Origin of the sequence: Anaerocolumna jejuensis DSM 15929, from assembly GCF_900142215.1 — a bacterium.
Taxonomy (GTDB): Bacteria; Bacillota; Clostridia; order Lachnospirales; family Lachnospiraceae; genus Anaerocolumna; species Anaerocolumna jejuensis.
The window spans coordinates 1-24,153 of sequence record NZ_FRAC01000019.1; the positions used below are offsets into that span (position 1 = coordinate 1).

Genomic DNA, 24,153 nt, shown 5'->3' on the forward strand with positions numbered 1-24,153 from the left:
ACTCCTTTCTTGAGTAAGATAAGAAGCCATTGACTGAACTGCCACACAATTTAACCAAGGCGTTAAAACAATTCTTAGTGTACGGACTCGTAGTACCACTTATTTGTGCTTGAAAAGGCAGGACTTACACTGATTATAATGCTGTCTAAAACGAGAAAGAATTTACAACTCCTCCTCCCGTGCTTTGTAGTGTAGCTTCTTGAAGCTATTATCTCATGGTGTGGAGGTTTTGAAAATCTTTCATTACTATTTGTGCCGCGCCTGAAGGCGCGCGGAATGGAGATTATAATGAGTAAAATTTTAAAGGGAATGAAAAAGCCTTTGCTGGTAACCTTGGCTTTGCTCCTGCTATGCGGCCTGGCTTATCCTTTGCTGCTTACAGGTATCAGCCAGGTTATTTTCCCAAAACAGGCCAATGGCAGTATGGTCACTTATGACGGTAAGACGGTCGGTTCTGCACTGGTAGGACAGGATTTTACGGATGCACTCTTTATGAAATGCCGTCCATCCGCAGTAAACTACAATACCTATACCGAAGAAGAAAAAGAAAAGGGTGATTACACCGGCGTCAGCTCCGGTTCAAAAAACTACGCTCCCACCAATCCGGAGCTTGTAAAACGTGTTGAGGCAGATATCACGGAATTCCTGACGGCAAATCCTTCCGTGAAGAAGGCGGATATTCCCACGGATTTATTAACAGCCTCCGGCTCCGGTCTTGACCCCCATATCAGCCCCAAATCTGCTGCCATCCAGCTTCCTGAGCTGGCCAAAGCCACCGGCCTGCCGGAGGATAGGCTAAAGGAAATTGTGAAGGAGAACACACAGGGAAAGCTTCTTGGAATCTTCGGTGATAAAACCGTCAATGTGTTGAAAGTGAACCTGCAAATTGCAAAGGACCTGAAGCTGGTGAATATCTCCGATTAGCAATCCGGTGCTGGAATAGCACCTTCTATATACAATTATACCAAAGGACATTGGAGGTAAATGATTTCTGACCTTCGATGTCTTTTTTTACCCTCTCTATTTCTTTTAATCTTCCAAGTATCCTCCAATTTCAGATTGACATAATCAGATTTTTCATATATACTGATCATATCGAATTTTTTTGATGTGAGGTGAAGGACATAGAAACTGAGAATACAAAAAATGCCCGGGTATTTAAGGCATTTTGTGATGAAAAGCGTCTTGCAATTCTGGAGCTGTTACGCAGCGGTGAAAAATGCGCCTGCGTCCTGATAGAGCAGATGGACATAGGCCAATCTTCTCTGTCTTATCACATGAAGATTTTATGTGAATCCGGCATTGTGGAAAGCAGGCAGGAAGGCAAATGGACCTACTATCGTTTGAGTGAATCCGGCAGCAGACACGCTGAAGAACTTTTAGTGAAAATCACCACTCCCTCTGTAGAACAGCAGCCAGACCAATGCTGTATTTAAGATGGCCATCCGTTAGATGGCTTTTCTTCTCCACAACATATCAATTTTTTTTGATATGTTTAAACTAAATTACCAGGAGGCAATACTATGGAGCAAAATGAATATCAGACAAACAGCCGATGTGCCTGTTCCTCCGGCTGCTGCGGTAATACCCAGAGTCCGCCTGTTCCCAAGGCCCCTTATATAACAGGGCTTCATACAACAACAGCCGGGGCAATACCTCAAGTCGCAACAAAACTTTCTGCAAGGGATATTATAGGTACATGGAAGGTGCGCTGGGGAATCGGACGCATGAATTATAAGATATCCCCCGGTCTATACAGCGTTGGTAAGCCTGATGATAATTCACCTGTACTTGTTACCGCAAATTATAAGCTTACCTTTGATTGTCTGCGGAAGGAACTTACCAGCCTGCATCTTTGGATTCTGGTTCTCGATACTAAGGGTGTGAATGTCTGGTGTGCAGCCGGTAAAGGTACCTTTGGTACCGACGAGCTTGTACGGCGTATCAGTGCGGTACGGCTGTCCGAGATTGTCAGACACAGAACACTAATACTTCCACAACTGGGAGCAACAGGCATTGCCGCACATGAGGTTGCGAAAAAAAGCGGATTTCAGGTTATCTACGGTCCGGTAAGGGCTGAAGATATCAAAGAATTTCTCAATGCCGGAATGAAAGCAACACAGGAAATGCGGGAAGTGCAATTTACATTTACAGACAGAATTGTCCTTACCCCTGTTGATTTTATTCAATGGATGAAGCCATTACTGGTTTTTTACGGAATATTCTTTATCCTGAACATATCCGGTCTGGGTCATTTTGGAATAACCGAGCTTTTCGCTGTTCTTGGTTCTGTCATTGCAGGCTGCATTCTGACTCCGGCTTTTCTCCCATGGATACCGGGGCGCGCTTTTGCTTTCAAAGGTGCTCTCATGGGACTTATTTGGACTGTAGTACTTATACTCCTTACAGGCGGAGCTTCACAGACAGGGATTCTCAAAACTCTGTCTTATCTGCTGGTGTTACCATCTGTATCGGCTTATACGGCCATGAATTTTACGGGCAGTTCCACATATACCTCTCCTTCGGGGGTCAATAAAGAAATGCGTATTGCCATACCGATTATGTTTCTTACTTTTATTTGCGGTATGATACTGTTTATCCTTAGTAATGTTTTAAAAACTATCCTATGAGGTGATGTATGGTGAAACTTAAATATTTACAAAATGTAGCAACTCTGAAACTCAATCGGGAAAAGTGTGTGGGCTGTGGAATGTGTCTGAATGTCTGTCCCCACGGCGTATTCGAACTGACCAAAGGAAAAGCACAGGTTGTTAATTTGGATAATTGTATGGAATGCGGCGCTTGTCTGAAAAACTGTGCATTTTCAGCAATAACGGTCTCTCCGGGAGTCGGATGTGCTTCAGCTATCATAAAAGGATTTCTAACCGGCTCCGAACCGTCCTGTGACTGTTCCGGCGGTGAAAGCTGTTAAAAGAAAGAAAAATAAAAACAATAAAAAATATAACAGGAGGTTGACGCATTGGAAAAAGCAGGAGGCAAATTATCTTTTTTAGACCGTTTTCTGACTCTATGGATTTTTCTCGCTATGGCAGCTGGCGTTGCAATTGGCAACTTTTTTCCCTCTGCCGCAAATGCAATAAATAATCTTAGTACAGGTACCATCTCATGGCCCATTGCAGTGGGGTTGATTCTGATGATGTACCCGCCTCTTATCAAGGTAAAATATGAGGAAATCGGAAAGGTAACTGAAAACAAGCGGGTTTTCGGGTTTTCGGGTTTTCACTCTTCCAAAACTGGATCATCGGACCTGTTCTAATGTTTCTGCTTGCCGTCATATTCCTGCCGGATAAGCCGGAATATGCAGCAGGGATTATCGTTATCGGCTTAGCCCGGTGCATCGCCATGGTAATTATCTGGAATACACTTGCCAGGGGAGACAATGAGTATTGCGCAGCATTGGTCGCTCTCAATGCATTCTTCCAGATATTGCTCTATTCTGTTTACATCTGGCTGTTTCTTACGGTAATTCCGAAGGCCCTGCACCTGTCCCTGGGCGGCGGAACAGTTCATGTCTCTATCCTGGAAATTGCCCAAAGTGTATTAATTTACCTGGGAATTCCTTTTGCAGCCGGAATTGTCACACGTTTTTCAGTTATCCGCCTTAAGGGCAAAGATTGGCTTAACCAATCCTTTCTTCCGAAGATTTCGCCCCTTGCCCTGATTGCCCTGCTCTATACAATAATCATCATGTTTATAATAAAGGGGCATCTGATTGTACAATTACCGCTGGATGTTATACGGATTGCAGTTCCGCTGCTGATCTATTTTTTACTGATGTTTACCATCAGCTTCTTTATATCCTGTAAAAGTGGATTCCATTACGAGCAGACTGCAACACTTTCCTTTACGGCAGCCAGTAATAACTTCGAGCTTGCTATCGCAGTATCCGTGGCTGTTTTTGGTATCGGCTCCGGTCAGGCATTTGCAGCCGTCATCGGCCCTCTGATTGAGGTTCCGGTAATGATTCTGCTGGTCCGGCTGTCCCTGTATTTGAAAAACAAGTACTTCGATGTGGATGGCACACCGCTGAAAAAGGAGGGGTTTAAAAATGAGCACTAAGCCGAAGGTTGCCTTTATCTGTGTCCATAATTCCTGCCGCAGCCAGATTGCGGAAGCATTAGGCAGGCACTTTGCAGCCGGTGTCTTTGAAAGCTACTCCGCGGGAACGGAAACCAAACCCCAAATAAATCAGGATGCTGTCCGTATTATGAAGCAGCTCTACGGTATTGACATGGAGCAGACACAATCCTCCAAGCTGTTAGAGGATATACCTCCTGTGGATATTGTTATAACAATGGGCTGTAACGTACAATGCCCATTTCTTCCATGCCGGTATCGGGAGGATTGGGGGCTGGAGGATCCCACCGGAAAACCTGATGAGGAATTTATAAAAGTAATCAAAACAATTCACAGCAACATCCAAATTTTAAGCAGCAGAATTGTCGATGGAATTCTGTAAACAGACTAAGTGTATCTGCTGCTCTTACAGTTGATTTTTAATTAACTCAGCTCTGGTTTTTCCCCATTCGTTGATTATTTCAAGGGCCGGAAGAAGAGCCTTACAGCTTTCCGTAATGGAATATTCCACATGGGGAGGTATTTGGCAGAATTCTTTTCTTTCCACCAGACCATGCTGCTCCAAAGCCTGAAGTGACCGTGTCAGCATAATATTTGTAATTCCGCACAGATGGCGCTTTAGTTCATTGTAGCGTATGCTCTCGTAATGGGATAGTTCCCATATAATCGCCAGCCGCCATTTTCCTCCTAAGATATCCAGTGCCCGGATTACCGGGCATTTTTCGATGTAATATGGCTTTTCATCCTCTGCTTTCTTTTTCATATGCGCTTACCCTTTCCTTTAAGGAACAAAAATGTGCGTACTGTTCTCTTTCTTTCCAATTGCTTATAATAATTATTATAAAAGAGAGTAAAAAAGTCAACACCCAGATTGGAGAAAGAAATATGGATTATGAGGAATTAATTAATACAAGGTATTCTGTTCGAAAATTCAGTGACAAACCGGTAGAGAAAGACAAATTGGACAAAATACTGGAAGCCGGAAGAATCGCCCCTACAGCGGGTAACCGGCAGCCCCAGCGGATTGTAGTGATTCAAAGTAAGGAAGCTTTCGAAAAAATGAAACGATGCACCCCCTGCCATTTCAATGCGCCTTTGCTGCTTTTGCTATGCTATGACAAGGCCGTGGAGAACAACAATCATTACGGAGATAAACGCCCTTACGGCCAGGTGGATGCCAGTATCGTGCTGACACACATAATGCTGGAGGCACATAATTTGGGGCTTGGAACTGTCTGGGTAGGCCTGTTTAATCCGGAATTACTGCGGGAGTATTTCCACATTCCCGCTTCTTACGAAATCCTTGGTTTAATGCCAATGGGCTACCCGGCTCAGGACGCAGCACCCGGTAAAATGCATGGCGAAAAATTTCCCATTGAACATACCGTTTTCTATAATTCATTTGATAATCAAATCCTTGCGCAATAAAAGTCTACACGCTATAATGAGAGTTAAATAATATCCGTTTTACAAAGGGGGGGTAATATGATCAGCTTTGAACAAATTCATTATTTTTTAGAAATCGTCCGCTGCGGCAGCCTGAACAAAGCAGCCGAGCAGCTATATGTATCACAGCCCTCTCTGACAAAGCAGCTTCGAAAGCTGGAGGAAAACCTGGGATGTGAACTGCTTAAACGGACTCACAGTGGTGTGGCCCTTACTCCTCAGGGAAAGTATTTTTTTGAACATATAAGCGGTGTTATGGATAATTTTAATACCGTTGTTGATACTGTGTCCAACTTTGATAAGGTAAGCCAGTTACGTATAGGAGGACTTGCCAACCTTGTCTCCTATTTTCTTCCCCCCTATCTGGATAAGCTGAATGCAGCCGGCAAATATCAGGTGACAATTGATACACGCCTATCCAATGAAGAACTCGTGGAAGGTATCGAAAAGGATGTATTTGACCTGGCTCTGCTTTCCAATGCGGAACAGCAGAAAAACATTGCCGTTATTCCGTTAAAAACGGAACCCCTCTTTGTTGTTTACCCGGTGGAACATCCTTTACAAAATCAGAAGGAAATCAGCTTTCTGGAAATCGTAATGAATGAAAAGCTGATACTTTATAAGGATCCCTGTACCATAAGAGCTTCTATACGCAAGCTGTGCAACCGCATGAAAATCGTTCCAAATATCGTTCTGGAGCTTGATTTAACCGAATCCCTTGTCAGCTATGTCAGCCGTGGTGATGGGGTTACAATTTTACCCTCCATTGTTGCAGCCAGCATACAATCCCCTTCGATTGCCATAAAGGAAATAAGCCACACCCCAATATACAGGGAAATATCCGTCGCAATGAAAAAAGAGAACATATCCGCTTATCTGCCCTTCTTCCTAAATGACTGATAAGGTCTGGCATGGTAAAAACAAAACTGGAATGACTGATAAAGTCTGGCATGACAAAAATAAAACCGGATACAGGAAAAAGGCAAGACATCTGTTATAAAGATACCTTGCCGGCTATTTACTTATGCCCTCTGCTAAAAATATTGAGAAAACTGCCTCACAATTCCCTGTGTCATCAAATCCGCCATTTCCAATGCCTGCTGCTCTATATTATCAAAAATATCAATGCTGTCAGCGTAATTACCAGTCAGAATATCAACAGCCTCCGTTTTCGTCATTGCCAGGTGGTCATACAGCATTTTCTGCCATTCCTGCTCCGACCAGTATGGATTGATGCTGCCAAGAAAATTCGCAATCTGATCCGCATTGTCATACCAGCGCTTTTCGGCATCATCAGCAGCTCCACTGTCGCCGGCCTTAGCCGCTTTTACAAGCTCTGAGGCAATTGTAAGATGACTTGTGAACAAATCTGCAAATCTCCCGGCAATAACATCTCCATAAAAAGGCCTCAATGCCTCCTCAAAGTCCTTGGGATTACGAAGGAGGCGGTCCGTCACAAGATCCAAATCCGGTAAATCGAAGGCTATGCCCAGAATGACCATTCTCGTCCAGTAAACGTGCTGCTCCCACAGCATACGTATATGATTGCTTAATGCCTGTTCTGTCAGGCTGATGCACATTTCCTGTGCAGGTGCCCGGTAAGAGCAATCACCTAAGGGAATACTGATGCTTTGCCCGATATACATGTTGTTCACGTCGATACCTGAATTTACTGCCATAATTGACTGTATGGTCGTATGATTGCGGTGCGCAATCCTCCATAATGAATCTCCGTCCTGAATGATATATGGTTGTGTTCCTTCCTGACTTGAATACATAGCTCTGCCTTATAAATTTCACTAATTAATATATACTATGATTTAGACAGTAAAAGGTATCTTGTCACACCGTAAAATTAATCATGATAAATCTTTATAAATCCTTTTTTAAGTAGATCATATCAATCAGTTGAATCCCATTTTCATAAATTGGGTGGTCATAGTTGTCAACAAAGAAATTTTTAACCCTGTGAGATTGCTTAAAGCCGCAATGCTCATAAAAAGGTAGTGTTAATGGGCTTTCTCCAGTGCCTACAAGCATTGTTTTACCTTTGTCCTTATAATACTCAAACAGGTATTTCACCAGTCTGCTTCCATAACCCTGCCCCTGATATTTTTCATCGGTTGCCAGATTTTTTAGCTCAAAAATATCCTCCCTTTCCTGAGTGACAACGCAAATACTTTTTAAATCACTATCATAAAGAGCAAACATTTCTCCTCTGTCTAAATATTTATCAATCATGCTTTCCTGTTCATCCGCCAAAAGCAGTAAATCCAGGAATCTTTTTTTATTCTCTTTAATTGTTTTAATTTCCATGTTATCCCTCCGCCCCATTAGTTATTATCAGTTTTTTGTTTGGACTATTTTCGAAATGCTCTCTTTTATATTCTTCTATTAGGGCTTCCCATTCTTTATTGGGTTTAATCAATATAAGCTCATCCATATATGCTATTATGCACCTCACCGGATTATCATATTCCAAATACCAGTATATACCTGGAAATGAATAAAATCAATTAATGAGTGGAATTAAGGCTTTTCAAAATCTAATGGCTGCTGCCTTTGGAGCAGCTCTTTATAACAGCTGATAGAACAGACCATGCTTTATACAGTACCAAATTAACATTCCGTATCCTCTTTTGGGTATTCGTAATTCCAAATTCCACTCAGGATATTGTTTTATTATCTGAATGCTTTCACCTGATGCAATTGCCACAAAAGAAATATAGTGCTCCTTCGTCATGGGGTGTTCGCTTGTAATAAACCATTCATCTTCAAGTACTTCCACCGACAGCTTTTCGGTATCACCGGCTTTTTTCATTTGCTGTACAGTCAATTTCTTCCCGCAGCAGGAAACCTCTGCTTCACCTGTGCATAGGGAAATGTTATGGCATGTGGGGCAGACGTAATATTTTGTATTTTTCATATTGCCACCAACAAAATCATTGGGAGTTATATCACCGACCAGCAGGCTTTGCGTATCTACTCCCAGGAGGTCTGAAAGCTCGGATATCAAAGAAATATCAGGGCAGCCTAACCCCCGTTCCCATTTGGAAACAGTCTTATCACTAATATTCATTTTGTCAGCAAGCTCTTTTTGTGTCATATTACGTTCTATGCGTAAGGTTCGAATAATATTTCCAACTTTCATATTTTGCATTCTTTCTACCTCCATGTTTTTATTGTAACAAAATACGCTCCGCAGAGTCAATTCCATGAAATAAATGAACGCCGCTAAAATACCATGGAGTATTCCCTGCCCTATTCTTTAGCTGGCCTCCAATAGCGTGAGCCATTGGACTCACGGAACAGCAATCCATTGTCTACAAGTTCCCGCCTGAGTAAAAAATAATCTCCAAAGGTATGCCATTCCTCACAGATTTCATTAACTTCTTTTTCGGTATAGTCTCTGTTATTCTCAAATTTCTCAGATAAATATAGAAGTGCTGCCACTCTGTAGCTTTGCTTTTGGGGTAACTGTGTGATTTTTCCGGAGCTATCAAGAAATCTTTTAATATCAGGCTTTTGCTCTAAGTCTTCCTGCTTTTCAGGAATTTTAATCTTTTCATTCCAATATTCTACCAGGCTGTTAATATCCTCCTCAAATTCACCCTCTGTCTGAGTGTCCTCTTTTTCAATTTCCTCCAATATTTCAAACGTAAAAGCACCTGGTCCTGACAGCTTCCATTGGTCAGCCATACACAATTCGGGACAGGAATTCATGGAGACGGAAAAAGCGAATCGGTTCTTAGAACTATGAATATCCTTCGTACCTCTAATCCATAAATCATTTGTATCCTTGCATTTTATACAATAAACACCTCCGATACGCACTCTGTTTTTATATTTCTCCTTCAATTCTTTCTGTGATTCTTTTTGCATTATCTCACCATCCTTTTCATTTTTTGCCTGCCGTTTTTCATATCCGGCCAGCAGGTCTTTGGAATCTATCTCCAGTATACTTGAAAGTTCTAAAAGTAACGATACATCCGGATTTCCCAGCCCGCATTCCCATTTCGATATTGCTTTGTCACTAAGGTTCATTTTATCTGCAAGCTCTTTTTGTGTCATACCTTTAGCCAGACGTTTTTCACGGATAAGACTGCCTACTTTATTCGTTTTCATTGGTTACCCTCCAAAAATGATTCTAGCAAAGTTCTAGTTACAGTTCAATAAACGCTCCGTAGAGTCGCCTCCAATGTTTGGAAATTTTAGGGTCATGACCCGTTTCATTTTATGCAGAAAGCAAAAATGCAGCAAAAAAACAGCCGTATTCTTCCGTTATAAAGAATACAGCTGCTTTTTATAGGATACCTGTCTTATTTACTTCCAGTTTTGAAAAATTACAGTTGCTTCCGACAAATAATCCTTCTTTATGGTGATGGATTTATCATTATCATTTACAGTTTTATACTCGTCTGTAATAGGAACGGGATTACAGCCGCCTTTGACGATTTCAACCTGGTCCATTGAGAATCGGTTTCCACAGTTCTGGCATACTAACACATCACCCTCCTGTACATAATATCCCTTTCCCGATGAATAGCAGACCTGGCAGGTATTAAATGCTGTCCTTATAGAGCCGTCCGGAGCTTTAACTGCCAATACCTCAAGCTTAGTACCGTTAATCTCAGCCGGAAAAAATTTTGCAGTTTCCGTAATATCTCCGACAGGAATATGAATATCCCCGTCTATCACTTTTTCAGCACGCAGTTGGTCCTTATCCGAGCCGCTATCATTGGTTTTACCGATTATTTTGGCGCCAACTGCAACCACTATAATAACAACTGCAGCAACTGCTATTATTACTGATTTTGAAAGATTTGTTTTTTTACCTGATTTATTAGTCATCAATGATTTTCCTTTCAGAGACATCTTTTTCATATTTTTTCAATAATATTGTTCTTTTTATACCCCGCTTTTACATTACTGATAACCTCATACCCTCCTTTTCTTAATTCCTGCTTATCATAACAACCGGATATGTAGATTGTATGGAGATGGATGGATTATACATAAAAAATTTGCGTCTCAAAAGAAGTCAGAAGTTTCAGACGGAAGACAAAGTTGATTATTTTAGAGCAGCAGATAAACATGTGCCTAAATAATCACTGCTATATTTTTACACTTTTTTATGGTATTATTTAATAAATCAGAATTAGCAGTACAGATTATTTATGCAATATACAGAAAGGAATTTTTATGATACTTGGAAATAAATCCGTTATTGATAATGCCCTTGATATCTCATCCATAGGCATAACCTTTTCATCAAAACCCATCATCGTGGGCGGCCTTGCGATGGAATATTATGGATTGAGAAAGTGCGGTGATGATATTGACCTTATAATATCAAATGAAGATTATCAGATTCTAGCAAGTCAATATTCTGATTATAAAATAGATATCTGGGGGGATTTGGGTATTAAATTTAATCAATTTGAGCTGCTTCGAAGTATATCCCGTTTGGATTATGATTTTTATTCCAAAGGAGCGGTTGAATATGAAAAATATAAGGTGTTATCTTTTGATAGATTATTTTTTATGACAGCTGCTGCTGTACGGAGTGAACCGGATGTTCAGAAACGTGTTGATGATTTCGGACTAGCACTTGGACATTGCTATAATAATTATCGTAACCAAGCTTATGTGACAAACGCCGAATTAAATATCACGGCATATGAAAACGCTCCTGACGGAACAATTTTCGGTGGTAAATATGCGTAAAATGAGCCTAAAGCGAAGAGAAACAATTCCAATTTGTAAGAGAATATAACTTCCCATTATGTTTATGAAGAAAAGCTTACCACATAGGCATATTTGAAGTTGTAATATAGATTATTTATATTAGGAGGTATTAGCGTTATGGACGATGAATTAAAAATCAAAATGTACTCATTTACAGTGGATTGCAAAGACCCGCATGAATTAGCAAAATTTTATGCGGCGCTGCTCAAGTGGGAAATAATGTCTATCGATGAAGAATGGGCATGTGTATACGCTCCGGGAACCAATCAGGGAACATATCCTGGTGTAATGTTTCAACAAAATCCTGAGTATAAACCACCCGTATGGCCCGAAAAGCCTGAAGCTCAACAGCAAATGGCACATCTAGACTTCGCCGTTAATGATTTAGAAAAAGCAGTTCAACATGCAATCCATTGCGGAGCAACAATCGCAGCTGAGCAATTTTCTAATGATTGGAGGGTTATGATTGACCCCGCCGGACACCCTTTTTGCTTATGTCAAATGAAATCAATTATCGAGAGTGAGCATTTTGGATTGTTATAGAAAATCACAAAGTCACTTTGTCAATAGTCTAAAACTTCCGCCTCAAAAGAAGGCGGAAGTTTTTCTGTCAGTTAACAGGCTTATCATTTTGCGGTAATGTCCGGCTTGAATCTGTATCTGTCTCTTCACAGCAGCTGTGCTTCCCCCTTCGGAACATCATAAATATCATAGTTCCCATCATTACCGGGCAAATAAAAGGAGCAATAACTCCCAGAATACCCGCAACAGGCGGACTGATCCTTGCAATAAAAGGTAAGGATAATATAATAATGACCGGCAAACCACAGCATAGTATCATATGAAGCATATGCTTCATTGGGCTGTGTTCTTCACTGCTGTGTTCTTTTCTATCTTTAAAAATATTCATTTAATAACCTCCTGTGATTTGAATATATCTGTATCATAAAGTATCAATATGAAGATTAAATGAAGATTTCAAAAATTGTTCCCTTTCTCACTATTTTTTACTTACACTCCCGTTGCAAATATCCACTTCCTATATGCGACTCTGTTCCCAGCATATCTATGGTTACCAGGTCAAACCGCAGACCTGTCTTCGTACTGCTATAAAAACGCAGTGTGAAAGCTCTCTTCTTTAAACCCTTTCCCTTAAATGATAACCTTCCATATTTCCTTTGGAAATAAAAAGATACCGCTCAAGACTTAACAAAGCTAATTCACCTACAACTAAATATTGAAAGGTTCAAATTGCAAGCATCAAAGAACCATCATAAAAGAAATAAATACACAATTCATTATTATTCACCCAACAAATGCTCCGTTTCAACATAGTACAGGCAGTTTGCACAAAATAGAAAGCTTGAATGCGCCTATGGAAATGTATTAGAAGTCCTTTTCTCTGAAGCTTTTGTGCTATATCATCAAACAGGTTGTCTGAGCCCACGAGTTATCTGTTTGATGATATATCCAGCACAAAAGCTTCAGAGAATTAGGACTTCTTATACATTGGAATCGAAGCATTCAAGCTTTCTATTTTGTACAAACTGCCGTCCCCTTGTGAAAATCCGGCCTTTTGCCATGCTATACATTTACTTACTTTGCTTCTTATCCCATGCCTTATTGTAAAGGTCCAGCAATTTATCCGCCCCTTTACTATTGCATTCAGCTACGAATTTATCCCAGTTATCAAAAGACTCTCCGCCCATAATGAACTTGGATATCATTTGGTCCACATAATCATTCAAGTTAGTTGAATACAGTGACTGTATTTCAATATCATCTTCCGTCAATGCAATAGCAGGCTCGATATTGGGAATTGCATTACCTTCCGTTTCCTTTTGAATCAATTCTTTATAACTGTCAGCCATAGTGGCAAGCTCCTGGTCATAAGGATATACAAAAGTAAAGCAGTTATTGCTGGTTCCGTATTCTTTCTGGGCATCCAGAGTTCCGCTGGGATTTGCCGGGCATTTAAGATCAGGGTTAATTACCTTCTTACCCTCTGCATCCACCGTATAGGTCTCACCTTCAACACCCCAGGAAAATAAAGCAGCACCTGCATCTGAGTACATCCAGTCAAGCCATTTAATTAACTGAGGGAAATAGTCCTTCTTGGCAGCCGATGCGGATATTACCATGGTCTGGGTTGAGTTGCTTACACGGCTTACAAAAGTTCCCGCAGGTCCGGTCAGGGGATAGATGGGTTCCCAGTCTGCATCTGCTTCTCCTGCTTCTTTTAATGCATCATTAAAGGGAACTTCACAACCAAGCCAATCAGCCATTAAGATAAATGCTTTATCCGTAGTTGCATTCTGTTTATACATATCACCGCTGAAGGTCGTATACTCCTGATTAAATAACCCTTCTGAGTACAGCTTGTTCAGATACTGCAGCATTACCTTATATTCGTTGCTGGCAGGTGCAAAAATCCAGTTATCGGAGTCAGCTGCATAATGGAAATTATCAATTCCTTTACCCCAGCCTGCAGATGTACCGAAGGAAGGAGCTATCATATCAAGAAGATTACCGTTTCCATAAATAACCTGAATCGGCTGGGAATCCGGATAAATTTCCTTCAGCTTCTTGGCAGCGGTATAAAGCTCATCATAGGTGGTCGGTACCGGAATATTGTTCTTCTTGAATACATCCATACGAACCATAATCTGCTTGGAAGCAGTCTTTACTTCCTTCGTGTTAACCGGAAGCTCATAGACCTTGCCGTCCGACTGGGTGGCATCATCAATTATATACTGCAAATTGTTCTTTTTAATAAATGCCATAAAATTGGGCATCTGATCATAGTAATCACTGACAGGAAGAAGAACACCGCTTAAAGCCTGTGCAGCCGTGGGGTTCGTCTTTGATATGATATCCGGCATATCCTCCCCCGTATTGATAACAAGCTGATTCCTTGTATCATAATCACTGTCGGGTATGGCGGTTACATCAAGTGACACATTGGTAAGCTCCTTCATTTTGGTAAGAGCTTTATAATTTGCATCATATTCACCGGAATACATCATAGTAAAGGTTACCGGTTTATCCGATACCGGATTGCTTCCTTTAGAAGCATCAGCCGTCCCGGCAGGTGTCTCTGTTGCGGAGGCTCCATCACCGGAAGCTGGGTTGCTGTTGCTGCTTTTGCTTCCGCAGGCTGTAAATACCATGGTAACTGCCATAATGAGTGCCATGGACTTTGCAAAAATTCTTTTTTTCATACCTTTCTCTCCTTTAAAATAATCATTTATAATCAATGGCTTACTAAAAAGCCTATTAACTATCAAAATTTCACAGTACTTATTCCTTAACGGAGCCAAGCATAACTCCGGTTACAAAATATTTCTGTACGAAGGGATAAATACAGAGTATAGGAATCGTCACCAGCATAACCGTTGCTCCCTGAACTGTTTTACCGGCTACGTCCGCCGCATCGGTACCGCTTATGTTACCGGACATGGCCTGTTTGGTCAGCCCCATGACTATGCTTCTTAAATAGAGTGTCACAGGATGCTTTGTACTGTCACTCATGTAAATCAAAGCACTGAACCAGTCATTCCAGTATCCTACCGCGTAGAATAGTGTCATTGTCGCTAAAATGGGCTTGGATAAAGGCATAATTATTTTCATCAGCAGGCCAAAATCCCCTATCCCGTCAATCTTAGCAGCTTCCGTAAGACTTTCCGGTATCCCGTAAAAAAATGTTCTCATAATCAGCATATTATATACACTTAAGCTTCCCGGCAAAACTATCGCCCATATCGTATTCATCAGGTGCAGGTTCTTAATTAATAAGAAAGAAGGTATCATACCACCGCCAAAATACATAGTAAAGACAAACAGAAACATGATATATTTCTTTCCTACCAGTCCTCTTCTGGCAAGGGGATAGGCCGCTGCAACCGTCATTATTAAAGAAAGAAGTGTCCCGACCAGCGTATAAATAATAGTGTTCTTATAGCCAATATAAAAATCCATGTCTTTCACAATTCGTTTATAGGCTTCCATATCCCAGCCCTTCGGCAGGATTCCCACTTCCCCTCTAAGCACCGCCGAATTGCTGCTTAAGGAAGTAGCAAATGTATTGAGGAAGGGATAGAGACAGGCCCAGCAAATCAATACCAGGATAATCACATTAAATACCTGGAATACACAGTATCCCCTGCTCTGTTTCACTTTATTTTTCTTCATACTTCATACCATCCTTTTCATCTTCTATTGCCCATGCATTTACTTTCTGAATTCCCCTCTAATCCCTATGTTTACCGTACTTCTGCCTGCAATACCTCTCAAATAGGAGTTTGAAAATTCCACTGCTATTTCCAGCTGTACAAACTTTCTGTCCTTTTCTACCACAAGCTGGTTTCAGTGGTTTTTCTTGAGATATGGTTAACAAAGGATATTATAATCAGGTTAATAACTCCCTGAAACAGTCCCACTGCGGTTGTATAGCTGTACTGGCTGTTAACAATACCCATACGGTAAGTATAGGTAGATATGACATCTGCCACATCCATTGTATTGGAGGTATATAAGAGCAATACTTTTTCAAAGCCTACACTTAATACGCTGCCCGTTGACAGAATAAGTGTAATTACAATAGTAGGAAGTATACCTGGTATTGTTACATGAAGGGTTTGTTTCCATCTGCCTGCACCATCAATGGCCGCAGCCTCATAGAGCTGGGGGTCCACATTGGTCAATGCCGTCAGATAAAGAATGGAATTCCATCCCATGAACTGCCAGATATCCGATATTATGTACACAGGCCTGAACCAGGCGGATATGTTAAGGAAATAAATGCTCTCTAATCCAAGTTTATTTAAGAATACATTGATCGCACCGGTAGAAGGTGAAAGCAATGTCTGAAGCATACTTACCACAACTACCGTGGACAGGAACTTGGGAAGATATGTAATGGTCTGAACAACACGTTTTCCTGTCTTATTTTTCAGCTCATTCAAAAGCAGAGCAAGAATGATTGGTATGGGAAATCCGAACACCAGATTCAACACACTTAATAGAAGGGTATTGCTAAATACATCCCAAAAAGTTGAATCCGTTATAAAAAGCTTAAAATATTTTAATCCCTGCCATTCCACACCGAACATGGAACCGCCGATTTTAAATTTACGAAAAGCCAGTACATTCCCGGCCATTGGAACATATTTAAAAATAATCAGGTAAATAATCGGAACCAGAAGTATCAGATATAATACCCTATCCTGCTTCACCCTTTTCCACATGGCAATCCTTTGTCTGCTTTTTTCTTCCTTTGTGATTCTGTAGGCTTTATTTGTTTCTGCTGCCAAAATCCTTCCTCCTTTATCTTTCCGTCAAGAAAACGGTTTTAACTTCTGGAAGTGTTATAGCAAATTTTGAAACCCATTTCAAGATTGATAATTACACCCATGCAACAGAACTCTACCCATAGCCATGTTATAAAATTCTACCAGGTATCGTTATTCGCCTGGTTGGTGAAATCGCCTTGCGTGCTCTTGCATATGAAGTTTACTTTAGGTAGAATGGATAGGGGTTTATTATAGGAGGATACGATACTTATGGAATTTACTATAAAAAAAAGAAGGGTTTTTATCAGAAGCTATAAAAGAAGAATTACCGTTTACATTCTCGTACCGGTACTTGCCACACTTATTCTTTATTCTATTTTGAATTTCTACCTGTTGAACAGAGTCAGCAGCCAGTTATTGGCCCAATGCAAGCTCGGCCACTCCAATTTCGCCTATAACTATGAGCAGGAATTTTACAGTCTCAGTCAGACCAGCCTTCTCTTAATTAACGACCGGGCTTTTAAGGAAATGTATTATGGCCAGGCTGAAATCACTCCCGCCCACAATTATCTGTTTCTGGATTCCATAGAAACTTTAATTGCATTTGCGGCAACAAAGCCTTATATTCTGCAGATAGGTTATGTCAACAATGTGAATGGGCGCTACATATCCTCAGCCGGTACGGCAGAGCTAAGTTCTTATTATGATAACAGCTATTACGGCACCGTTGTGAACCGGAAGGACTATCTTAAAACCTATGAAAAAAGAGGCAGTATCTTTCAGATACAAAAGCTCGATACCAAATACCGGCAGACCACAATTCCGCTGCTGCAATACCAGGCAGGGCAGTATACCTTAAGCTCGCCCCTCATTTATTATGTAAGCAAGCCTTATTTTTCTTCCAAGCTGAACAATTATAAGAGCACCGGAGGCTCCAATCTGTTTATTTACAGCTCAGGGACCAATCAGGTGATTGCCTCCAGCAAGACCTCCCTGGAGGATGCCGTCCTTACGGAGCTATCGAAGGATTTTGCCCACGAAACTGGAATGAAGACCATTACTATAAACAAAGAGAAATACTACTGCATCGTCTCTGCTTCCAAATCCAACTACACGGACCCGCTTTTATTCGTATCACTGGTTCCTTACAAGGATATCCGCTCCCAGACTATGAACTCCTGGCTGCTTTCCCTCCTGATACTGGTCATTTGCAGTGTATTAAGCTCTTTGCTAAGCTACCTGCTGTCCTTTAAGCTGTATACTCCCATACAGAATATCATAAATACCTTTTCCCCAAAAGATACTGCCAGAAAGGATATTTATAAGGATGATGAGCTTTTGTACCTTGACAGGAATATCAAAGAGCTGCTCCATTCAAACAGCAGCCTAAAGGCAAATATTACAAATGCGCTGCCCGCCCTGTATTCCCGCTATATCTTAAACATCCTTTACCAGGAGGAGTATAACAACAAAGCCCTGGAACCCATATTGAAGGATTACAGCTTCAGCTTTCCATACGATAATTTCACCTGCTCCATTCTGTACCCGAAATTCTCAGCAGAATTTTACGAGCATTTCACAAAGGCAGAACAGGCCCAGATTAAGCAGCAACTGACTGATGTTCTGGTCCTTACACAGGATAATTCCTGCGTTAAGTATGTATTTCGCTTAGAGGAGGATAATTTCTGCATTATTTCCAACTCGCCCTATGAGGATGAAAAAGAGCTTTTGTATGCTGATTTTATGTCCTTGCAGCAGCTTTTCTCCTTTGACAAAGACTATATCCGGCTCTATATTGCCATGGGAAAGACCTGCGAATCCCTCCGTAACCTGCATCTTTCCTGGAAACAGGCCAATGCTGCCTTCTCACAGCTGTCCGCTTTCAGAGAGGATAATATCAGCTTTTATGAGGAAGCTCCTATCCGTAAGAAGAATTATTTAATGGACCCAACCGATGATAACCATCTTACCGCCCTGCTGCTTCAGGGTAATAAAGAATCCGTGCTTACCCTTGCAAAAGAAATCGTACAGTTGAATCAGCAGATGCATTTAACGGAAGAAGCCACAAAGGACCTTTATGTGCATCTGTATGAAATAGGTGACAGCATACTCAGGCGGACGAATGAAACCGGGCAGGATTTACTAGGTGAAAAATACGTAAATATCTCCACCTTTATCCATGGCTATTCCAACCTGGAACGTTCCGATTTCATACAGCTGTTTTACGGGAAACTTTGTGAAGGCCAAGCCTGCGCCCAAGGCTCTTCCTTTGATAGGGAGGATATCAAAAAATATGTTGATGAGCATTTCAGTGAGGATATCTATCTGGAATCCCTGGCAAATATGTTCCATACCTCACCCAAATATATGTCCCGTTTACTGAAGCAGGCATTGGGCATTCCCTTTAAACAATATATAACAGCCTTGCGAATAACCAAATCAAAAACATTGCTTGCTGAATCGGACTATAAAATTGATGATATTGCTTTGTCCGTAGGGTTTAATAACCGTAATTCCTTTATACGTATTTTTAAGCAAACGGAGGCAATGACTCCCAGTGAATACAGAACCCTGGCAAAGCATCAATGAACCTTGATCGCCCCACTATTGACTTAGAAAAAAATAGAACGTGTGAATCAGCTTTTCACACGTTCTATAAATAACGCAATACTCTATTTTTTATCCTTACTTGCCTGATTGGCAACATTTTTTATCTTTGCTTCAACCGCATCCTTGTCCCCTAAATAATACTTCCCGGTTACATGAAAGTCATTGTCAAATTCATAAACCAGGGGAATACCTGTCGGAATATTGACAGATATGATTTCCTCTTCCGTTAATCCGTCAAAATACTTCACCAAAGCTCTGATAGAATTTCCATGGGCCGCAATGATTACTCTCTTGCCCTGCTTCATGTCCTCCTTAATCGTCTGCTCAAAAAAAGGTATCACTCTTGCCACCGTATCTTTTAAGCTTTCTGTCAGGGGAACTACTGACTTATCAAGCTCCCTGTACTGCTCCTGATTTCTTGGATTTCTGGCATCCTTTTCTTCCAATACAGGCGGCGTGATATCGTATGAGCGCCTCCAGATTTTCACCTGCTCTTCTCCAAACTTTTCGGCAGTTTCCGTTTTATTCAATCCCTGCAGTGCGCCGTAGTGGCGTTCGTTAAGCAGCCAGGATTTCTTGACCGGCAGCCATTCCCTGTCCAGCTCGCCTAATATAAGATTTAATGTATGTATAGCCCGTTTCAGGTACGAGGTATAGCATACATCAAAATCATAGCCCTCTTTCTTCAAAAGCTGGCCTGCACTTTGGGCTTCCTGTTTTCCCTGGTCAGACAGATCAACATCTGTCCAGCCTGTAAATAAATTAAGTCTGTTCCATTCACTTTCACCATGTCTTACAATTATAAGCTTCATATTGACCTCTTTCCGGAATATCCAAATATTGATGGAAATTCGCTGCTCTGTAGTTTTAAATCTTATTTTATCTTATTCTCTGGCTAACACTGTAAACCCTGCCTTTGTAACAGTATTTACAGCAATCTGAATTTGTATTTCATTCTTTCCTTAATAATATGCTTCCATTCCCTTTCTGTCAATAAACGAATCGCTCCTTTGTGTGTTACTGATACTTTTTCCCCATTAATGTGAATTATCCTATGCTGCGGTTCAACTCATAAAGCAGTTCTTTATAAAGACTTTCAGAGGCTTTCTCAAGCTGCTCTTTTCTACGAATAACACCAAGCATTACATGGAGCAAATATAGGTCGATGTAGCCGAGACCAAGTTTTTCAAGGGATGTTTCAACAGCGGTTCTGGTTTTTTCGAACCCAAAGTGATTTGGCCATACTTTAGTGGTTATAAACAATTCTTCATGGGGATACCGCTGCACCTGACCGCCTTGCCTACTGCTTCTTCATTACAATAAACAATAGCGGTATCAAAGCCCTTTGTCAGAATATTAATCACATATTCACCGTATTTTTTTTATCATGTAATAGTAAATCTGTATATCAAAATAAACTCCATTATTATCGTTGGTGAAATTAATATGTCGGATAGAATATTTATCTAATTATAATTTTAAAGCCACTTTAGCTCCAGCATCTACCGCTGCGCTAATCGTCTTATCTTTTCCAGGCAATGCATCTCCAATCACATATAACTCTTTTACCTGTCCTTCAAATTCACTTTCTAAAAGATTAAATGATTTTGTTCCCATAGCAAGTACTACCATATCATAGTCTTTTAATGTAATTTTCCCTTCTTTTGTTGAACAAACAGCGCCATTTGTAGTAAATTTTTCTACTTTTGCTCCAGTAATTATTTCTACATTATTTTCTTTTAGAGACTTCAAAATAAAGTATTTTGTACTATCTCCTATTCCATTTCCGACTTCATCAAGCATTTCAACAATGGTTGCACTTCTAAGCTGAGATGTAAGAAATTCTGCTGTTTCTAATCCTACAAGTCCACCACCGATTACTAATACACGATTTCCTGCCTGTACTTTACCACCCAAAATATCTAATGCTTGTACAACAGGAATGCCTTCATTTGTGATATTCGGCTGAATGGGGATCGCTCCAGTAGCTAATATAACTGTGTCAGGATTTTGTTCTAGAACATTCTCTTTGGTAGCTTCAAAGTTCGTCTTAATTTTAACACCATATTTTTTACACATAGTTTTATAATATTTTACAGCACGTGATAATTCTACTTTATTTGGCGGAACACATCCGTAAACAATCTGTCCTCCTAGTTTATCTGTTTTTTCCAGCAAAGTTACAGAATGTCCACGAGCTGCTGCGACCCAGGCTGTCTCTAGCCCTCCGACACCTCCGCCTACTACTACAACATTTTTCGGTGAATCTGATTTTAGAATTTTCAAGGTAGTTTCATGTCCGGAAAATGGATTAAATGCACAGGATATCCCACTATCCTTAGGGTCACTTCCCGGTTTTCCCTGACAGCGGGTGTTACATCCCACACACGGAGAAATCTCATCGATTCTGCCTTCTTTGACCTTATTAGGGAACTCTGCGTCCGCAATACTTGTTCTTCCCAAAGCAACGAAATCACAAGCTCCGTCTTCAATAACAGATTCCATTAAGACCGGATCATTAATTCTTCCCACCGCAATAACCGGTATATGAACTGCTTTCTTGATTGCTTCCGCAGCGTTGACATTAAATCCTATCGAAGCCGGATAGGGAGCTACCATATATTGCGGAGTTGCATACACACCTATTGAAATATTGAATACATCCACTCCGGCTTCTTCTAACAATTTTGTTAAAATAGCAGTTTCATTCAGTTTTCTTCCACTTTCTACAAGTTCGTCGCCGCTTAATCTCATACAGACAGGAAAATCACTTCCGCATTTTCGTTTAATATTCTTTACAATTTCAATTCCAAACTTAGCACGTCCGGTTATATCACCACCAAATTCATCCGTACGTCTATTCACATAAGCAGACATAAACTGTGTTACTAGATATCCGTGACCTGCATGTATTTCTATCCCGTCAAAACCTGCTTTTTTCGCCCTTAAAGCAGCATCTCCGAATTTTTCTATAAGCTCATACACTTCTTCTGTACCTAATTCTCGGGGAAGTTCACGATTTATAGGACATGGTATTGCTGATGCAGAAACTGGTTGTGCACCAATTACATAACTATTTGTCTCACGACCAGCATGATGAATTTGCATGAATATTTTAGTTCCGTAATTATGAATACGTTCGGGTAGCTTTGCTAACATTGGTATAATCTCATCGTTATCTAAAATAACTTCTCCAGGAACTGCTTTTCCAAGTGCATCAACTGCAAAAAACTCAGTTATGATAAGTCCGAACCCTCCTTTAGCACGGGCTTCATACCAGGCAATAGAAACCTCATCGACAGTTCCGTTTTCGTTCACTCCCATACCTGGCATAACAAAGCGATTTTGAATTTCCATTTTCCCTATTTTGTAAGGACTTAAAACATGCTTAGACATAATGTATCTCCTTCATTGGTTATTGTTCAAATATATAATTTAATAATAATAAATTTTTGTTTGTTTGTATTGTATATATGTTATATTAATTGTATAATCGTTATAGTCGTCGTAAATTTAACAAAGGAGAGACTATGACAGATATCAAAAAATCTTGTGAATATATCTATAATTCTGTTCATTTACCTATTTATATCTATTCCAATACAATGAAATTAATTTCCAGTTTCCCTGAGCAGGATACGTGTACACATCCTACACACAAATATCTGGGTGATTTATGGCATTCTACAGAATTGATTTCGTATATAGAGACTGATTACTATACATATTATGGCTGTGTACAGGTTAAAAATAGCGAACTTTGTATTGTACTGGGTCCTGCCAATCCTTTGCCTTATACAAAGCAAACTTTATTAAGTATGCAAAAAGATTATATGATTGAGAGTTCTAAAGCAGAAATATTCAATCTTTTCTTTTACATGGTACCACAACAGGATATAGATACATTTATTTCTATAATGTTACTTACTAATTTCTTAATAAATCATACCAAATTAGCAAAATCAGATGTTTCTCACTGTTCTAACACTGTTTCTGATAGTTACATTAACGAGAATTATTATAAGAATACAGAGATGTATTTTGAAGAAAAAACCTTTAACTTTAACTATGAAATTGAAAAAGAATTATTTCACTACATTGAATCAGGAAATGTAAATAAGCTGCAGGAATTTTACGAAAGTGCCGCTTATTGGAATTATGAAATAGGTATTACTACAAATAATTATTTACGGCAAAAAAAGAACGGCTTTATTATTGGTATCGCTTTGACATCACGTTCTGCCATTAAAGGAGGACTCCCTCCGATTACTGCTTATCAACTGTCTGAACTTTATATAAAGCAAATGGAAAAACTCACTGAGATTATTGCTATAGATTCGCTTTTAGTACATGCAACTCATGATTTCACAAGACGTACTGCTAATTCTAAAATTCCGTCTAACATTAATAAGTTTTTGTATAAAATAATCAAATATATTAATGAAAATATTTATAAAAACCTTACTGTATCAGATATAGCATCTTCCATGGATTTTAACCGTTCTTACCTTTCCCATAAATTCAAGACAGAATTCGGTATGGAGTTAGGAAAATACATTCTTTTATGTAAACTTGAGGAAGGAAAAAATTTGTTAGAATATACCAATAAAAGTATAAGCCAAATCAGTAATTTATTAAGTTTTTCTAACCAGAGCCACTTTCAAAATGCTTTTAAACGTCAATACAAAATCACCCCACAATCATATCGTAATTCCAAATCATCGTAAGATTTCGGTGTATAAGTAAAATCAACTGATTCAGAAACAAGTATACATTTACTGCTATTAAATCCATAGGGTTGCGGATTGTATCCCTTCTTGCTTATCTAAATTAAAACAGAAAACAGAAAGCAGGCAGGGAAGCCACTTTAAGGCTTTCCTGCCTGCTTTGTCCAAAAATAAAATTTAATAGAGCATTTCAAGTACGGCGAAGCTGCTTGTCCGCCTGCATTTTTACTGCA

Annotated in this window: 27 protein-coding genes; 13 read left to right on the top strand and 14 right to left on the bottom strand. The window is 40.0% G+C overall.

All coding sequences use genetic code 11. From position 1 onward, the window contains the following. Positions 1 to 288 precede the first annotated feature (288 nt). The 7 genes from BUB77_RS17695 to BUB77_RS17720 all read left to right on the top strand — a co-directional run bounded on the left by BUB77_RS17695 (position 289) and on the right by BUB77_RS17720 (position 4,480). Entirely contained in the window at positions 289 to 924 is a 636-nt protein-coding gene (locus BUB77_RS17695) for a K(+)-transporting ATPase subunit C (RefSeq protein WP_073278281.1), read from the top strand. Positions 925 to 1,124: 200 nt separating this feature from the next. Next, positions 1,125 to 1,436, top strand: coding sequence for an ArsR/SmtB family transcription factor (locus tag BUB77_RS17700; RefSeq protein WP_073278282.1), 312 nt, complete (start codon positions 1,125 to 1,127; stop codon positions 1,434 to 1,436). A gap of 87 nt (positions 1,437 to 1,523) precedes the next feature. Then, positions 1,524 to 2,630, top strand: coding sequence for a mercury methylation corrinoid protein HgcA (hgcA, locus tag BUB77_RS17705; RefSeq protein WP_084124408.1), 1,107 nt, complete (start codon positions 1,524 to 1,526; stop codon positions 2,628 to 2,630). 8 nt (positions 2,631 to 2,638) lie between these two features. Then, positions 2,639 to 2,932: a mercury methylation ferredoxin HgcB gene (hgcB, locus tag BUB77_RS17710; RefSeq protein WP_408606410.1), complete on the top strand. Its 294-nt coding sequence runs from the start codon at positions 2,639 to 2,641 to the stop codon at positions 2,930 to 2,932. 48 nt (positions 2,933 to 2,980) lie between these two features. After that, positions 2,981 to 3,277, top strand: a complete 297-nt coding sequence (locus BUB77_RS31120; protein WP_330392611.1) for an arsenic resistance protein — start codon at positions 2,981 to 2,983, stop codon at positions 3,275 to 3,277. After that, positions 3,277 to 4,080: an ACR3 family arsenite efflux transporter gene (gene arsB, locus BUB77_RS17715; RefSeq protein ID WP_330392612.1), complete on the top strand. Its 804-nt coding sequence runs from the start codon at positions 3,277 to 3,279 to the stop codon at positions 4,078 to 4,080. Before BUB77_RS31120 ends, arsB begins: the two co-directional genes overlap by 1 nt. Then, positions 4,070 to 4,480, top strand: a complete 411-nt coding sequence (locus BUB77_RS17720) for an arsenate reductase ArsC (protein ID WP_073278180.1) — start codon at positions 4,070 to 4,072, stop codon at positions 4,478 to 4,480. The genes arsB and BUB77_RS17720 overlap by 11 nt, the downstream gene beginning before the upstream one ends. A 24-nt stretch (positions 4,481 to 4,504) precedes the next feature. Here the strand turns inward: BUB77_RS17720 and BUB77_RS17725 are convergent, their stop codons facing one another. Then, a complete protein-coding gene (locus BUB77_RS17725) occupies positions 4,505 to 4,861 on the bottom strand; it encodes a winged helix-turn-helix transcriptional regulator (RefSeq protein ID WP_073278181.1) in 357 nt (118 codons plus the stop codon). A 122-nt stretch (positions 4,862 to 4,983) separates the two neighbouring features. Between BUB77_RS17725 and BUB77_RS17730 the strand changes: the two genes are divergently transcribed. Together BUB77_RS17730 and BUB77_RS17735 are read left to right on the top strand one after the other, a co-directional pair. Continuing rightward, positions 4,984 to 5,526 (top strand): nitroreductase family protein, encoded by a 543-nt coding sequence (locus BUB77_RS17730; RefSeq protein ID WP_073278182.1) that lies wholly within the window; start codon positions 4,984 to 4,986, stop codon positions 5,524 to 5,526. A gap of 57 nt (positions 5,527 to 5,583) precedes the next feature. Beyond that, positions 5,584 to 6,444 carry a LysR family transcriptional regulator gene (locus BUB77_RS17735; RefSeq protein ID WP_073278183.1) on the top strand — a complete coding sequence of 287 codons (861 nt, stop codon included), beginning with the start codon at positions 5,584 to 5,586 and terminating at the stop codon, positions 6,442 to 6,444. Positions 6,445 to 6,578: 134 nt separating this feature from the next. Here the strand turns inward: BUB77_RS17735 and BUB77_RS17740 are convergent, their stop codons facing one another. The 6 genes from BUB77_RS17740 to BUB77_RS17765 form a co-directional block, all read right to left on the bottom strand. Further along, a complete protein-coding gene (locus tag BUB77_RS17740; protein ID WP_073278184.1) occupies positions 6,579 to 7,322 on the bottom strand; it encodes a LysM peptidoglycan-binding domain-containing protein in 744 nt (247 codons plus the stop codon). A gap of 94 nt (positions 7,323 to 7,416) precedes the next feature. Then, positions 7,417 to 7,860, bottom strand: coding sequence for a GNAT family N-acetyltransferase (locus BUB77_RS17745; protein WP_073278185.1), 444 nt, complete (start codon positions 7,858 to 7,860; stop codon positions 7,417 to 7,419). Between the two features lies 1 nt (position 7,861). Then, the gene (locus BUB77_RS30700; protein WP_278277734.1) at positions 7,862 to 7,987 is read right to left on the bottom strand and encodes a hypothetical protein; all 126 of its coding nucleotides are present in this window, start codon (positions 7,985 to 7,987) and stop codon (positions 7,862 to 7,864) included. Between the two features lie 132 nt (positions 7,988 to 8,119). Continuing rightward, positions 8,120 to 8,704, bottom strand: coding sequence for a helix-turn-helix domain-containing protein (locus tag BUB77_RS17750; protein ID WP_073278186.1), 585 nt, complete (start codon positions 8,702 to 8,704; stop codon positions 8,120 to 8,122). Between the two features lie 101 nt (positions 8,705 to 8,805). Beyond that, on the bottom strand, positions 8,806 to 9,669 hold the full coding sequence (locus BUB77_RS30850; RefSeq protein ID WP_330392613.1) for a DUF2087 domain-containing protein: 864 nt from the start codon (positions 9,667 to 9,669) through the stop codon (positions 8,806 to 8,808). A gap of 198 nt (positions 9,670 to 9,867) precedes the next feature. Beyond that, entirely contained in the window at positions 9,868 to 10,395 is a 528-nt protein-coding gene (locus BUB77_RS17765) for a DUF2318 domain-containing protein (RefSeq protein WP_073278187.1), read from the bottom strand. A 351-nt stretch (positions 10,396 to 10,746) separates the two neighbouring features. Here BUB77_RS17765 and BUB77_RS17770 point away from each other — a divergent pair, with 351 nt between their 5' ends. Both BUB77_RS17770 and BUB77_RS17775 read left to right on the top strand, forming a co-directional pair. Next, positions 10,747 to 11,271 carry a hypothetical protein gene (locus tag BUB77_RS17770; protein WP_073278188.1) on the top strand — a complete coding sequence of 175 codons (525 nt, stop codon included), beginning with the start codon at positions 10,747 to 10,749 and terminating at the stop codon, positions 11,269 to 11,271. A 138-nt stretch (positions 11,272 to 11,409) separates the two neighbouring features. Further along, positions 11,410 to 11,835 carry a VOC family protein gene (locus BUB77_RS17775; protein ID WP_073278189.1) on the top strand — a complete coding sequence of 142 codons (426 nt, stop codon included), beginning with the start codon at positions 11,410 to 11,412 and terminating at the stop codon, positions 11,833 to 11,835. A gap of 67 nt (positions 11,836 to 11,902) precedes the next feature. Here BUB77_RS17775 and BUB77_RS17780 read toward each other — a convergent pair whose 3' ends face one another. From BUB77_RS17780 to BUB77_RS17795, 4 genes are all read right to left on the bottom strand, one after another. After that, entirely contained in the window at positions 11,903 to 12,202 is a 300-nt protein-coding gene (locus BUB77_RS17780) for a hypothetical protein (RefSeq protein WP_073278190.1), read from the bottom strand. Between the two features lie 682 nt (positions 12,203 to 12,884). Then, positions 12,885 to 14,513, bottom strand: coding sequence for a type 2 periplasmic-binding domain-containing protein (locus BUB77_RS17785; RefSeq protein ID WP_073278191.1), 1,629 nt, complete (start codon positions 14,511 to 14,513; stop codon positions 12,885 to 12,887). 79 nt (positions 14,514 to 14,592) lie between these two features. After that, positions 14,593 to 15,483, bottom strand: coding sequence for a carbohydrate ABC transporter permease (locus BUB77_RS17790; protein WP_084124409.1), 891 nt, complete (start codon positions 15,481 to 15,483; stop codon positions 14,593 to 14,595). A 158-nt stretch (positions 15,484 to 15,641) separates the two neighbouring features. After that, positions 15,642 to 16,604, bottom strand: coding sequence for an ABC transporter permease (locus BUB77_RS17795; RefSeq protein WP_330392615.1), 963 nt, complete (start codon positions 16,602 to 16,604; stop codon positions 15,642 to 15,644). A gap of 249 nt (positions 16,605 to 16,853) precedes the next feature. Here BUB77_RS17795 and BUB77_RS17800 point away from each other — a divergent pair, with 249 nt between their 5' ends. Continuing rightward, positions 16,854 to 19,172, top strand: coding sequence for a helix-turn-helix transcriptional regulator (locus BUB77_RS17800; protein ID WP_073278193.1), 2,319 nt, complete (start codon positions 16,854 to 16,856; stop codon positions 19,170 to 19,172). Between the two features lie 83 nt (positions 19,173 to 19,255). Here the strand turns inward: BUB77_RS17800 and gpmA are convergent, their stop codons facing one another. The 3 genes from gpmA to BUB77_RS17815 form a co-directional block, all read right to left on the bottom strand. Next, a complete protein-coding gene (gene gpmA, locus BUB77_RS17805; protein ID WP_073278194.1) occupies positions 19,256 to 20,005 on the bottom strand; it encodes a 2,3-diphosphoglycerate-dependent phosphoglycerate mutase in 750 nt (249 codons plus the stop codon). A gap of 235 nt (positions 20,006 to 20,240) precedes the next feature. Next, positions 20,241 to 20,480, bottom strand: coding sequence for an aldo/keto reductase (locus tag BUB77_RS17810; RefSeq protein ID WP_073278195.1), 240 nt, complete (start codon positions 20,478 to 20,480; stop codon positions 20,241 to 20,243). A 183-nt stretch (positions 20,481 to 20,663) separates the two neighbouring features. After that, the gene (locus BUB77_RS17815; protein WP_073278196.1) at positions 20,664 to 22,589 is read right to left on the bottom strand and encodes an FAD-dependent oxidoreductase; all 1,926 of its coding nucleotides are present in this window, start codon (positions 22,587 to 22,589) and stop codon (positions 20,664 to 20,666) included. 134 nt (positions 22,590 to 22,723) lie between these two features. On the opposite strand from BUB77_RS17815, the gene BUB77_RS17820 reads away from it, so the two are divergent. Continuing rightward, entirely contained in the window at positions 22,724 to 23,920 is a 1,197-nt protein-coding gene (locus BUB77_RS17820; protein WP_073278197.1) for a helix-turn-helix domain-containing protein, read from the top strand. The last annotated feature ends 233 nt before the right edge of the window (positions 23,921 to 24,153 follow it).